We start from the raw sequence: 13,142 nt of genomic DNA on the forward strand, positions 1-13,142 counted from the left end.
CCTGCGCACGGGGCCAATCCGGCATCAGGGTTTCACGGACCGACTGGCGCAAACAGCAGCGCCAAGCAGGCCCGGTTCAGGGTGCATGATAAGGGCCACGGGCAATTGCTCAAGCAGGTGGGTCATTGGTGGGCGATTACGAAACGCGCTGCGAAAGCGTGGTTCGCGGAAGGTTTCGATCCAGCGCGGGGCGATGCCACCGGCCAGAAATACGCCGCCGGTGGGGAGTGCGGTTAGGGCCATGTCGGCCAGTTGACCGGCGTACACACTCACGAAGCGATCGATCACGGCCTTGGCCGCCGGATGCTCGGCGTGGGCCAGCTGAGCAATGGCGGCGGCTGGGTCCGCAGTGGCCAAGGCTTGTTGCAGGTCTGGATCCGGTCGACGTTCGAGTTCGAAATGGCCAATACGAGCAATTCCCCGGCCACTGAGAAGATGTTCCCGCGTGCAGTATCCGGTCTCGCGGCTGACGAAGTCCGCCAGTGCGGACTCCTCCGTGCCGCAGGGCGAAAATCGGGCGTGCCCGCCCTCGCCGGGATAGATGGTGGCCGCGCCGGGTGGGCCCACCAGACAGGTCCCGAGTCCGGTTCCAGCACCCGCAACCAGGCGTAATCCGGCGGGATCCTGAGGGGCTGTCTGCAGTATCTCGTAGTCCTCGGGCTGCAGGGCGTCCAGGCTGGAGCCAATGGCTGCGAAGTCGTTCAATAGCGTGACCGGTACGCCGAGTCGTTCGCTCAGGTGGGTCGTTTCCAGTGGCGGCCAGGCCAGGTTAGTGACGCGTGCCCGGCCCTGTCGCACGGGGCCGGCGACGGCGAGGCCCGCCCCGGAAAAGCGATCCACGGAGGATTGTTCACTGCGCCAGCGTTCGAGGATGCTGGCTAGGTCGGGATATTCCCGGCTCGGGTAGCGTTGCGCGTCGTGCAAAGCCCAGCCGCCCGCATCGTGGCAGGCGCGGGCGACGCGAGTGTTGGTCCCGCCAACATCGGCAACGATCAGATCCATGAAGTCATGGTAACGGATCGCGGCGTCGGGCGGCTCAGGCCTCTGTGTGGTGGATGCGTCGGGCGAGGGCCTCGAAGCCCGTGATGTCGATGTTCTCGGGGCGTTCACCTGGGTCCAGTCCGGCTGCCTCAAGGTCGGCGATCTCCGCCAGTCCCGAGAGCCCGCGCCGCAAGGTCTTGCGGCGGTTGGAGAACGCTTGATTCACCACGCGTGCGAAGGTGGGGTAGAGGGCTTCCGAGACAAGCGGTTCGGCCAGAGGCGTAATGCGGACGACGCTGGAATAGACCTTTGGTGGGGGGTGGAAGGCCCCAGGGGGCACCGTGAACAGTGCCTGGGCCTTGGCACGGGCCGCCAGCATGACGGTCAGGCGCCCATAGCGCTTGCTGCCAGGGGTTGCGGTCATGCGTTCCACGACTTCGCGTTGCAGCAGGAAATGCATGTCGTGGATAGCGTCAACCTGCCCCAGCAGATGGAACATCAATGGGGTGGAGATGTTGTAAGGCAGGTTGCCGACTACGCGCCAGCCGCGTTCGGGCAGTGCGCCGAGGTCCGCCAGGCGCACATCCAGGGCGTCGCCCACGTGCAACTCCAGCTGTTCGGGTGAAAATCCGGCGCGCAGCCCCGCGGCCAGGTCGCGGTCGATCTCCACGGCAACCAAACGTTCCAGGCGTTGCAGTAGAGCGGCCGTCAATGCGCCGCGGCCTGGCCCGATCTCCAACACTGCATCCCCCGGTTGCGGGTCGATGGCGAACCCGATGCGTTCGAGGATGCTCGAGTCGTGGAGAAAATTCTGGCCGAAACGCTTGCGGATTGGAGACGCGGTCTTGATTTGGGTCATGCCCTGAGGAAGCTCCGACAAGCGGCGGCCCGCGCCGCGAGGGTTTCGGCCAGGCGTTCGGCGGCCAGGAAACTGCCGACCTCGGCACGTCCGGTGCCGGCTAGGTCCAGGGCCGTTCCATGGTCGACCGAGGTGCGGATGAAGGGCAGGCCCAGGGTTACGTTGATTGCGCTACCGAAGCCGGCATGTTTGAGCACCGGCAGGCCTTGGTCGTGATACATGGCGAGCACGGCATCGACCTCTTCCAGGGCACGCGGAGTGAACGCGGTATCGGCCGGCAGCGGGCCGCGCAGGCGCATGCCGGCATCCCGTAGGCGGTCGAGCGTGGGGGTGATGATCTCGATTTCCTCGCGTCCGAGAACGCCGTCTTCACCGGCATGTGGATTCAGCCCGCAGACCGAGATGACGGGGTCCTCGATCCCGAAGTCACGCCGCAGGTCGTGGTGCAGGACGCGGGTCACGGTCTCAAGACGTTCGACCGTGATGGCATCGGGAACCGCGCGCAACGAGAGGTGGGTGGTCACCAGCGCGACCCGCAGGTGCTCGGTCGCCAGCATCATGACCGGCATGAGTGCTTCCGCCCGCTCGGCGAGCCATTCGGTATGGCCACTGAACGCCAAGCCGGCGCGGTTGATCACCCCCTTGTGCACTGGCCCGGTGACCATCGCCTCGAAGGTGCCATCGAGGCAGCCATCAGCGGCGGTGGCGAGTAGGGCCAGCACATGTTCGGCGTTGGCCGGCTCCAGGCTGCCGGGGACGACGGGTGCTGCCACCGGGATTGGAAGAATCTCCAGGGTGTGGGCCGGGGTGGCCTGACGCGGGCGATTGGGGTCGAAGTAAACCAGATGCAGGGGTTCGCCGAGCTGCCGTGAGCGGGCCGCGAGGACGCTTGGGTCCGCGATCGCAACACGCTGTGCCTGCCCCGGTTTCCGGGCCATGGCGATCAGCAGGTCGGGGCCGATCCCGGCCGGATCGCCCGCGGTTAGAGCCAGGCGAGGGACCGAGTGGGCCCCGCGTCGATCAGGATTCGAAGCCGTCGACCCGGTATTCGACATAGGCCTCGTCCCGCAGGCGGCGCAGCCATAGCTCGAGCTCTTCGTCGCGCTTGCGATTTTGCAGGATTTCTCGGGCACGGGCCCGGATCTGTTCTCTCGAGGTATCGACCTCGCGGCGTTCCAGGACCTCGATGATGTGCCAGCCGAACTGGCTCTCCACCGGTTCGCTGACCACGCCAGGTTCCAATGCGTCCATAGCCTCTTCGAAGCCGGGTACCAGCTCGCCCGGGCTGACCCAGCCGAGGGCGCCGCCTTGAGCGGCCGAACCGGGGTCATCCGAGTTGGCGCGCGCCAGGTCTTCGAAGCTCGCCCCTTCGCGGATACGGTTGTACAGCGACTGCGCCTGGCGTTGGGCGTCCTGTTCGCTGCGGACCTGGTCCGGGCTGATCAGGATGTGGCGTACGCGCGTCTGTTGTACGCGGGTCTGGTCGCCGCCTTCGCGGTCCAGCAGCTTCATGATGTGGAAGCCGCTGGGCGAACGTAGAACGTCGCTGACTTCGCCGGTGCGCATCAGTACCGCCTCGCGGGCGAACACGGTCGGAATTTCGCCCGCCGAACGCCAGCCCAGGTCGCCACCTTCCAGGGCTTGTGGCCCTTCCGACTCGCTGATCGCCACGGTGGCGAAATCTTCACCTTCACGCACCCGCTCGCGGATCGCGGTGGCCTTTTCGCGGGCCTCGGCGATCTGGCGAGCATCGGCCCCCTGGGGCAGTGCGACCATGATCTGTGCAATGCGGTAGCGCACGCCGCGGTCAATGGCGCCGCTTTCCGAGGCAATCAGGTCGGCGATCTCCTGGTCGGAGACGCGGATGCGCTGGTCGACCTGCCGCCGCTGAAGTTGGTTGACGGTCAACTCGTGGCGGATCTGTTCGCGGAAGGCGTTGAAGTCGACGCCATCCTGCATCAGGGCCTGGCGCAGTTGCGGGAGGTTCATGCGATTCTCGCGGGCGATGTTTTCCATCGCCCGGTTCAGGGTCATCTCATCGATGTTGATGCCGACCCGGTCGGCCTCCTGCAGTTGCACGCGCTCGACAATGAGACGTTCCATGACCTGGCGCGCCAGCGTGTCCTGGTCCGGCGGACGGTTGCCGCGTTCGATCATCTGCTGGGCGACCAGATTCATGCGTTCCACCAACTCGCGCTGGGTGATCACGTCGTCGCCGACCACGGCCAGGATGCGGTCGGTGAAGCGATCGCCCTCGGGCGTGATCGGGGCGGCCGGCGCGCCGCCCTCGGTGGCGGCCCCCGGCGTCACCGGGGCCTCCACCGCGCCCTGCGAGAGCTCGCCGGCGGCTGGGCCGGGGGCCTGGGCCAGGGCTGGGAGCCCGAACCCGTAGACCAGGGCGGCCAGAAGCGGCAGCAGGGCGCGGGCACCGCGGCGGCAGTTAGTAGCGTGCGTCATATCCGGCAATACCCTCGCGTAATAGCGAATCCACGCCGGAATCGAACCGTGCCAGGCCGTCCAGCGTGAGTTGGAAATAGATCGAATTGTCGTAGGTCTCGTCGAAGGAATACGCGCGGCGCGCAACCACGCGGATACCATAGCAGCAACTACGATACTGAAGCCCGGCCAGAAGTTCGAGATCGCGTTCCTCTTGCAGGCTGTAGTTCCAGCGTCCGATGGCGTCGATGCGCTCGGTCACTGGCCACATCACCGAGACATCGGTCTGGTCGATGGAGCGGGCGCCCGCTTCGCGTTGGCGATAACCCACATTGATCCGCGCCCTGTCATGGGGGCTGTAGCCGACCGAAACGGCTACCAGGGTCGTTTCGTCCCGGTCGATGTTGTAGAGGATCGAGCCGCGTCCGTCCCAGGCGTCGCCGATGCGGACTCGGCCTTCTAGTGCCAGGTCGGAGGTGGAGGCATCCAGGGCCGGGGCATCGGGGTCGCGACGCACTTCGCGGTCGGCGAAGTAATGGATCTGTCCGGCGGAGAGGCTCAGGCGTTCCCGGCCTGTCTGCTGGTCGAAGGTGCGCGTGGTCAGGGCGGTGGTGACCTGGTGGGTGTCACCCACGCGGTCGGCGCCGACAAAGCGGTCCAGACTGAACAGGTTGTCAAAGCTGAAGTCGGCCTCGCCGGTATCGAAGATCGGGATGTTGTCCTGATCCCGGTAGGGCACGTAGCCGTAGAAGATGCGCGGCTCCAGGGTTTGCAGGCGGCGGCCGTCGGCGATCGGACGTTCGAAGATCAACCCGGTGTCGATGGAGGCACGCGGCACTGTGCGACTGATCGATTCCGGGCCGGTGTCCAGGCCGCGACGGTCGAGTTCGTAATGTGTATGGCGCACGCCAGCGCTGGGCGAGAAGAAGAATCCGCCGGAATCGTAACGCCAGGAGACCTCTGGATTGATATCCACGCGGGTGCCCACCGGGCGATCCGAGCGGGCCTCGTCGAGGTCAAAGCGTACGAGTTCGGTGTCCAGGTCCCAGGACAGGCCGTGACCGAGGTACTCGCCGGCTTCCAGTGTGACTTGCGGCAGGCGTTGATACGGCTCGCCGCTGGCGCTCAGGTCAGGGTCGATGATCTGGTAGTCCTCGATCCGGGTGCGCAGGCGATAGGCGGGTTGGTTCCAGGTCAGATCTGCGCGCCGACGTAGATACGGGGTGCTGCCGGAATAGCGGTCGGCGCCGCCGAAATCGCGGAAATAGTCGCCGTCGGATGCATCGGCGACATCGAGGCGAAAGTTGAGGTTCGAGGTGATACGGGTGCGATGATCCCACTGTATGTAGTGCCGATCATCACCAAACTCGCGATCATTCGGTAGGTAACGGACGTCTGCGATGCCTTCGTGTCGCGGTTGCAGGTAGCGAAACTCGGTGCCCAGCATGACCCCGCGATTGGACATGACGCGCGGGGTGAAGGTGGCGTCGTAGTTGGGCGCGATATTCCAGTACCAGGGCGTGCTGACATCCACTCCGGTCCGGCTGCTGGTGCCGGCGCTGGGCAACAGGAACCCACTCTTGCGCCGGTCGTCCAGTGGGAAGTTGATGTACGGGGTGTAGGCGATGGGCACACCCTTGAAGTGGATGGTGGCGTTGCGGGCTACGCCCACGCCACTCTCGCGATCCAGTTCCAGATTGCCCGTACGCAACCACCAGGCGTCGTTGCCGACCGGGCAGGTGGTGTATTCGGCATCCTCGAAATCATGCCGGTTCGAGGTGTGCTGAACTCCACGCGCGGCGCTGCCGCGAGCGGGAACGGACTGCACCAGGAAGTCAATCTGGCCGAATTCGCCGGTTTCAGCGTCCAGGCGGTATTCCCCGCCCTGGGTGTGCAGCAGCAGGTCGCCATCGAACAGGCGAGTGTCACCTTCAGTGCGGGCCGTGCCAGAGGCTCGATCGTATTCGAGGAAGTCGGCGTCCAGACGCCGCCCGGTCTCGAATAGCTGGACATTACCCGAGGCCGATAGGCGCTCGCCATCACGGCGAACATAGTCGGCGTCGATCTCGGTGAGTTCACTTTCGAGGGTGCGCAGTTCCGGCCACTCCACCCCAGGGGAGAACTCGCAGCCCGCGGGCCGCTCGATGGCGGGGGCGGCCAATGGCATCAGGCTAGCCGCCACTACGCCCAGGTTCGCAGCGATCTTCCGTCTGCCAGGACGATGGAGTGGCGCGGGGCGGGCAGGCCGGTGGCTCATTCCGCGTTCAGTACAGCAGTTGGCGGATCTCGTCGAAGATCAGCTCGATGTCGCGTGTGCCGTTGACGTGGTTGAGTAAGCCGTGACGATCGTAGTATTCGATCAGGGGCTGGGTCTGTTCTTCGTACACCCTGAGGCGGTTGACGACGGTCTCTTCATTGTCATCCGCGCGATGGATCAGGGCGCCGCCGCAGAGATCGCACACACCTCCTTTCTGGGGCGGGAAGGAGTGTGTGTTGAACACGGCGCCGCAATCCCCGCAGGAAACGCGGCCGGTCAGGCGTTGTTTGAGCTCGTCGAACGGGACGTCGATCTGGATCGCGCGGTCCAGGGGCGATTCGATATCGGCGAGCATGGCGTCCAGCGCCTCGGCCTGCGCAACATTGCGCGGGAATCCGTCGAGGATGAAACCCTGTTGTGCGTCGGGTTCCTGCAGGCGTTCGCGGATCATCCCCAGAACCAGGTCGTCCGGGACCAACTGGCCGGCATCCATCGCGCTTTTGACCTTGAGACCCAGTTCGGTCTCGGCGGCGATCGCGGCGCGGAGCAGATCCCCGGTGGAGATCTGGGGAATGCCGAAGGTGGCGACCATCTTCTTGGCCTGGGTGCCTTTGCCGGAACCCGGGGCGCCCATCAGGACGATACGCATGACTGACTCCTGCTGCCCGGTGCGCCGCCGACCCGCAGCACAAGCCGGGTATCGAGCGGCGCGGTGAATGGCCCTGGTTAACGGTTTGTCGCGAGCCAGGGAGACCGCGGATGGCTCCCTGTGCAAACCGTTTCCCGAGCGCGGTCTTATACCGCCTGGGGCCGATGCGCCGCAACCGCAAGCATTTATCAGAGTTTCCTTAGGTTGCCTGATGATGGGTGCCATTGCGGGCGTGGTCCCCTGTATAATCGCCCGCTCTTCAAAGCAATCGGAAAGTACTCAAGCATGGACCTCAACCAGATCGAAGCCGGCAAGGATCTCCCCCACGACATCAACGTGGTGATTGAGATCCCCACCCAGGGCCAGCCCGTCAAATACGAGATGGACAAGGATAGCGGGGCTCTGGTGGTCGATCGCTTTATGGCGGTCGCGATGTTCTACCCGTGTAACTACGGATTCATCCCGAACACGGAGTCGGAAGACAACGACCCGGTGGACGTTTTGGTGATCACCCCAGTGCCGCTGCTGCCGGGTTCGGTCGTGCGTTCGCGCCCGATCGGTATGCTGAGAATGACCGACGAGGCCGGGGTGGATGCGAAGATTCTCGCGGTACCGGTGAGTAAGCTGTGTTCGCAGTCCGAGCGATTCAAGGGCCCGGAAGACGTGCCGAAGGAATTGCTGGACTCCATCAAGCACTTCTTCGAGCGCTACAAGGAGCTGGAGAAGGGCAAGTGGGTCAAAGTAGAAGGCTGGGTTGGCGCCGAGGAAGCCAAGGCGGAGATTGTTGCCAGCTACAAGCGTTACCAGAAGAGCAAGATCTGACGTCGCCCCCCGCTGTATTCAGTGGCCGACGCAAGCCGGGCCGGACCTGTGGCCCGGCGCGGCTTCCGTGTGGGCGGTCGTCAGCCGCGCTCATCGTGGTGGTCTGAACCACTGAGATGGCGGAACGCGACGCCTACGGTGAAGAACAGCAGGATCGTGAACGCTTTGTCGTGCGCATCCTGCTGGCTCTGGTGGTCCTGTTAGCGATCGTTCTGGCACTGGGCTGGCGGCTGTCAGGTCTGCAAGTGGGCGCCCATTCCCACTTCACCACGCTGTCGGAGAATAACCGCCTTCGAGTAGAGCCCATTGCCCCCACCCGCGGCGTGATCCGTGATCGCAATGGTGTGTTGCTCGCGGGGAATCGAGCCTCCTACCAGCTGGAAGTGACCGTCGAGCAGGTGCGCGATCTGGATTCGCTGCTTGCGCGCCTGCGGGGGTACGTGGAATTGAGCGAGGCGGATGTCGAGCGCTTCCGCCGCGGTGTTCGCCAGCGCCGGCCTTTCCAGCCGGTGTTATTGAAGGCGGGGCTGGATGACGAGACGGTAGCCCGCATTGCCGTCTCGCGGCATGAACTCCCAGGTGTCGAGATTGAGGCACGGCCACAGCGTTTCTATCCCCAGGGCTCCACGCTGTCCCATGCCGTGGGTTATGTCGGGCGTATCAATCAGCAGGACCTGCAGCGCATCGACCGGCGGGCCTACGCCGGTACAACGCATATTGGCAAGAGCGGGGTCGAGCGCTTCTACGAGGACCTGCTTCACGGCAGGCCGGGCTATCGCCAGGTGGAAGTGAATGCCCAGGGTCGGGTAATCCGCGAGCTGTCGGTGACGCCGCCGCAACCGGGTACGGACTTGACCCTGACCCTGGACGTCAACCTGCAACAGGCGGCGTATCGCGCGCTGGCCGGACAGGATGGTGCTATCGTGGCCCTGGACCCGAAAAACGGGGAGGTCCTGGCGCTGGTGAGTGCCCCAGGCTTTGATCCGGGGGCCTTCGTTCACGGGATCTCGCAGGCGGACTTTGCGGCCGTGCGCGATGACTCGCGGCGGCCATTATTCAATCGTGCCCTGACCGGCCAGTATCCGCCGGGCTCGACGATCAAGCCGCTCGTCGCCCTGGCAGCGCTGGATGAAGAGGTCACTACCGCCGAGCGTGAGATGTTCGCTCGTGGTTACTTCCAGCTCCCCGGTCACGAGCGGCGCTACCGCGACTGGCGCCGCGAGGGTCATGGCCGGGTGGATATGTCGCGCGCCATCGCGGTGTCGTCGGACGTCTATTTCTACGACTTGGCCCACACCATGGGGATCGACCGCATGGTGCCGATCCTCGGGGCCTTCGGGCTGGGCCAGCGCGTCGGGATCGACTCCACTGGCGAGCGGCCGGGTATCCTCCCCAGCCGGGACTGGAAGCGCGCGACCCATGACCAGGTGTGGTTTCCGGGCGAGACCCTGATCACCGCCATCGGCCAGGGCTACATGCTGTCGACGCCACTCCAGATGGCGGATTTCACTGCCGCACTTGCGACCCGCGGACAGCGCTACCAGCCGCATTTGTTGCGGGCCATGGACAACGGCAGCGGCGAACCGGAGTATCCGCTGCCGGTGGCTCGTGATCCGGTGACTGTGGACGAAAAGCATTGGGATTCGATACACGATTCTCTGATCGAGGCAGTCCACGCCCGCCACGGCACGGCCTGGGGCAGTGTGGGTAGTACCCGACCGGCGTACACCATTGCCGGCAAGACCGGGACTTCCCAGGTGTTCAGCCTGGGCGAGGATGAAGAGTATGACGAGGACGAGCTGGCCCGTCGCCTTTGGGACCATGCCTTGTTCGTGGGGTATGCCCCGGCCGAGGATCCGCGTATCGCGGTGGCGGTGCTGGTGGAGCACGGTGGTTCGGGTGGGCGCGTGGCCGCGCCGATAGCGCGCCAGGTGATGGATGCCTATTTGTTGGATGATGCCGGCATGACGATCAACGTCCCGGAGGATGAATGATCAGCGTGACCGGTCGCGAGATGTCCGTCAGCCAGTGGGCGCTGCGCAGCCTGCGCCTGGATAGTGTGCTGCTGGTCCTGCTGTCGATCCTGCTGTTGTTGGGGCTGGCGGTCTTGTTCAGCGCCTCCGGCGAGAGTGTGCTGGCCGTGGAGCGTCAGGTCATGCGTATCGGTCTGGGTGTGGCGGCGATGCTGTTGGTGGCCCAGGTGTCGATGCATACCCTGCGCGCCATCTCGCCCTGGCTGTTCGCGGCCGGGATCCTCCTGCTCCTGGCGGTCATGTTTGTTGGGGATGTGGGCAAGGGGGCACAACGCTGGCTGGACCTCGGTTTTATGCGCTTCCAGCCTTCCGAGATCATGAAGCTGGCAGTGCCCATGATGGTCGCTTGGTACCTGTCGCAACGTCATGGTTGTCCGCGAATCCGGGATCTGCTGATCACCGTGACCCTGATTTTGGTGCCGGTGTACTTGATCATGCAGCAGCCGGATCTGGGTACCTCGATGCTGGTGGGGGCCGCCGGTTTCATGGTGATCTTCCTCGCGGGGCTGGGTTGGCGCTGGTTCCTGGGGTTGGGTGTGGTGGTGGCGGCCGCCATCCCGATTCTGTGGTCGCAGATGCTCGACTATCAGCGCCAGCGCGTGCTGACCCTGTTCAACCCGGAGTCCGATCCGTTGGGAGCGGGCTATCACATCATCCAGTCGAAGATCGCGATCGGGTCCGGCGGGCTCTATGGCAAGGGCTGGTTGAACGGGACCCAGTCGCAGCTGGATTTTCTCCCGGAGCGCTCCACCGACTTTATTTTTGCGGTGTATGCCGAGGAATTTGGCTTTATTGGTGTCGCGCTGCTGCTGCTGCTGTATTTTGCGATTGTTGCGCGGGGGCTCTGGATCGCCGCGCTGGCACAGGACCGCTACGCGCGGCTGCTGGGCGGGAGTATCAGCCTGACCTTTGCGGTCTACATGGTGGTCAATATCGGCATGGTGACCGGACTCTTGCCGGTCGTTGGCGTGCCGCTACCCCTGGTCAGTTACGGGGGGACTTCGCTGGTGACCCTGATGGTCGCCTTCGGTATTCTCATGAGCATAGCCTCCCAGAAACGCCTGGTGAATCGATGAACCCGAATCCGAGTGCCCTGTGGGCCTCCCTTGTACGACCCGCTCTGTTGCAGGCCGGCTTGGGCCTGTCCCTTGCTGTGATCTCCCTCCCACTGATGGCCGAGAGCGAGTTCCGCGCCGGTGACCCGCCCTACCTGGAGCGTGACGAGGTGCAGGCGTTCATCGACGAGCAGGTGGAGGCCGGCCGCGACCGCGAGGCGCTGGAGTCGATGTTTGCCGCGGCGGATCCCCAGCAGCGTATCCTTGACTTGATCTCCAGTCCCGCCGAAGCGCGGCCATGGAAGGATTACCGGCCGATCTTTATCACCGACGAGCGTATCGAGCGCGGCCGCGAATTCATGGAAGAGCATGACCTCTGGCTGAAGCGGGCGGAGGATCGGTTTGGCGTCGAGAAAACCGTCATCGCTTCCATCATCGGGATCGAGACCTATTACGGTCGTAACACCGGGGGTTTCCGTGTGTTGGATGCCCTGGTGACGCTGGGTTTCGACTACCCGCCACGGTCGGACTTCTTTCGCCGTGAACTCGGCGAGTTTCTGACCCTGGTGGATGAGGAGGACCTGGATCCGCGCGAGACCCGTGGCTCCTACGCCGGGGCTATGGGGCGTGGCCAGTTCATCTCCTCCAGCTACCGCCACTATGCCGTGGATTTCGACGGGAGCGGTCGCCGCGACCTGTTGAACTCCTGGCCGGACGCGATCGGATCGGTGGCCAACTATTTCCGCGAGCATCACTGGAACCACGGCGAGCCGGTGGTGGCACGGGCCCGGGTTGAAGGCGATGCCCACGAGGACCTGATTAGCCGCAATTACCAGGCGCGCTTCGACCTGGATGAGTTGGCCGAGCACGGTATCTACCCCGACGAGGCAGTGGATGAGGATGGTCAGTATTCCTTCATCCGTCTCGAGGGCGATGACGGCTACGAGTACTATCTTGGGTATCCGAACTTCTACGTGATTACCCGCTACAACCGGAGCCCGCTCTATGCGATGGCCGTGCACCAACTGGCCGAGGCACTGGCCGAGTAGTCGAGCACCCGGGTTCGCGCCCGGGGCCATTCTGCTGGCGGCGGTGTTGCTGGCGTTGGTGGGCTGTTCCGGCACTCCGGAGCGTGACCCGCGCCCCCTGGGCGACGCCGCCTACGATAGCTACCCCGATCCGGACGATATCCCGCAGGACTTGGCGCTGATCCCGGAGCCCGAGCCGCGCGACGAGCCGCCGAGCCGTTATGGCAACCCGCCCGAGTACGAGGTGTTCGGGCAGCGCTACCGTACCTTGCGGACCAGCGATGGCTTCGAGGAAGAGGGTCTCGCGTCCTGGTATGGCACCAAGTTCCATGGCCGGCGTACTTCCAGCGGTGAGCCGTACGACATGTATGCGATGACCGCCGCGCACAAGTCACTGCCGCTGCCAAGTTACGTGGAGGTCACCAACCTGGAGAACAATAAACGCGTGGTCGTGCGGGTGAATGACCGGGGCCCGTTCGTGGACGAACGGATCATCGACCTTTCCTATGCCGCGGCCCACCGCATCGATATGACCGATGCCGGCGTGGCACGGGTACGTGTGCGCGCGGTGGGGCCGGGTGATACGTCCTCGCAGCGCATCGCGGCGATCGAACCCTTACCGGAGTCGACCGCCGAAGAAGATGCCGTCGAAGACTCGGAGCCATCCAGGCAAGAGACACGTGAATCCATCGAGCTGGCAGCGGCTGCGCCTGAGGCCAATAGTGCCACACCCGGCAATGGGCGCTTCGTCCAGGTCGGGGCCTTCGCGGAACGCCAGTCGGCCGAGCAGGTCCGCGATGATCTGAGGGCGCTGGGCTTCGAGGCGGTGCGTATCTCCTCGGTGGAGCGCGACAATGATTCGGCGCTTCATCGCGTGCGCATCGGTCCATTGGAGGACGCTTACGCGGTGCGAGCCATCACGGATCGTCTCCAGGGTGCTGCGCATGTGGATTACCGCGTGGTCCGGGACGCCCCATAGCGCCGGCGTTGACGTTCTTGTCGTGCCTCGACGTGCCCTCGAA

11 protein-coding genes are annotated in these 13,142 nt (G+C 64.6%); 5 read left to right on the plus strand and 6 right to left on the minus strand.

The features are described 5' to 3' along the window. Positions 1 to 24: 24 nt before the first annotated feature. The 6 genes from F462_RS09020 to F462_RS09045 are packed head-to-tail and all read right to left on the minus strand — an operon-like array spanning position 25 to position 7,182. Complete coding sequence (locus tag F462_RS09020; protein ID WP_038053452.1) at positions 25 to 1,002, minus strand: glucokinase; 978 nt, start codon at positions 1,000 to 1,002, stop codon at positions 25 to 27. Between the two features lie 34 nt (positions 1,003 to 1,036). Next, positions 1,037 to 1,840, minus strand: a complete 804-nt coding sequence (gene rsmA, locus F462_RS09025) for a 16S rRNA (adenine(1518)-N(6)/adenine(1519)-N(6))-dimethyltransferase RsmA (protein WP_038053454.1) — start codon at positions 1,838 to 1,840, stop codon at positions 1,037 to 1,039. Continuing rightward, entirely contained in the window at positions 1,837 to 2,895 is a 1,059-nt protein-coding gene (gene pdxA / locus F462_RS09030; protein ID WP_038053455.1) for a 4-hydroxythreonine-4-phosphate dehydrogenase PdxA, read from the minus strand. The genes rsmA and pdxA overlap by 4 nt, the downstream gene beginning before the upstream one ends. After that, the gene (locus F462_RS09035; protein WP_038053457.1) at positions 2,861 to 4,297 is read right to left on the minus strand and encodes a peptidylprolyl isomerase; all 1,437 of its coding nucleotides are present in this window, start codon (positions 4,295 to 4,297) and stop codon (positions 2,861 to 2,863) included. The genes pdxA and F462_RS09035 overlap by 35 nt, the downstream gene beginning before the upstream one ends. After that, on the minus strand, positions 4,281 to 6,533 hold the full coding sequence (locus F462_RS09040; protein ID WP_038053463.1) for an LPS-assembly protein LptD: 2,253 nt from the start codon (positions 6,531 to 6,533) through the stop codon (positions 4,281 to 4,283). Before F462_RS09040 ends, F462_RS09035 begins: the two co-directional genes overlap by 17 nt. 7 nt (positions 6,534 to 6,540) lie before the next feature. Further along, positions 6,541 to 7,182 (minus strand): adenylate kinase, encoded by a 642-nt coding sequence (locus F462_RS09045; RefSeq protein ID WP_038053464.1) that lies wholly within the window; start codon positions 7,180 to 7,182, stop codon positions 6,541 to 6,543. Positions 7,183 to 7,467: 285 nt separating this feature from the next. Here F462_RS09045 and ppa point away from each other — a divergent pair, with 285 nt between their 5' ends. From ppa to F462_RS09070, 5 genes are all read left to right on the plus strand, one after another. Further along, on the plus strand, positions 7,468 to 8,004 hold the full coding sequence (ppa, locus tag F462_RS09050) for an inorganic diphosphatase (RefSeq protein ID WP_038053467.1): 537 nt from the start codon (positions 7,468 to 7,470) through the stop codon (positions 8,002 to 8,004). 116 nt (positions 8,005 to 8,120) lie between these two features. Beyond that, positions 8,121 to 9,998 carry a penicillin-binding protein 2 gene (mrdA, locus tag F462_RS09055; RefSeq protein ID WP_038053470.1) on the plus strand — a complete coding sequence of 626 codons (1,878 nt, stop codon included), beginning with the start codon at positions 8,121 to 8,123 and terminating at the stop codon, positions 9,996 to 9,998. Then, positions 9,995 to 11,113: a rod shape-determining protein RodA gene (gene rodA, locus F462_RS09060; protein WP_038053474.1), complete on the plus strand. Its 1,119-nt coding sequence runs from the start codon at positions 9,995 to 9,997 to the stop codon at positions 11,111 to 11,113. Before mrdA ends, rodA begins: the two co-directional genes overlap by 4 nt. Continuing rightward, on the plus strand, positions 11,110 to 12,141 hold the full coding sequence (mltB, locus tag F462_RS09065; protein WP_018140343.1) for a lytic murein transglycosylase B: 1,032 nt from the start codon (positions 11,110 to 11,112) through the stop codon (positions 12,139 to 12,141). The genes rodA and mltB overlap by 4 nt, the downstream gene beginning before the upstream one ends. Further along, positions 12,098 to 13,099, plus strand: a complete 1,002-nt coding sequence (locus F462_RS09070; RefSeq protein ID WP_051918121.1) for a septal ring lytic transglycosylase RlpA family protein — start codon at positions 12,098 to 12,100, stop codon at positions 13,097 to 13,099. The genes mltB and F462_RS09070 overlap by 44 nt, the downstream gene beginning before the upstream one ends. Positions 13,100 to 13,142: the final 43 nt, after the last annotated feature.

This window comes from Thioalkalivibrio sp. ALJ1, assembly GCF_000745395.1.
Lineage (GTDB): Bacteria > Pseudomonadota > Gammaproteobacteria > Ectothiorhodospirales > Ectothiorhodospiraceae > Thioalkalivibrio.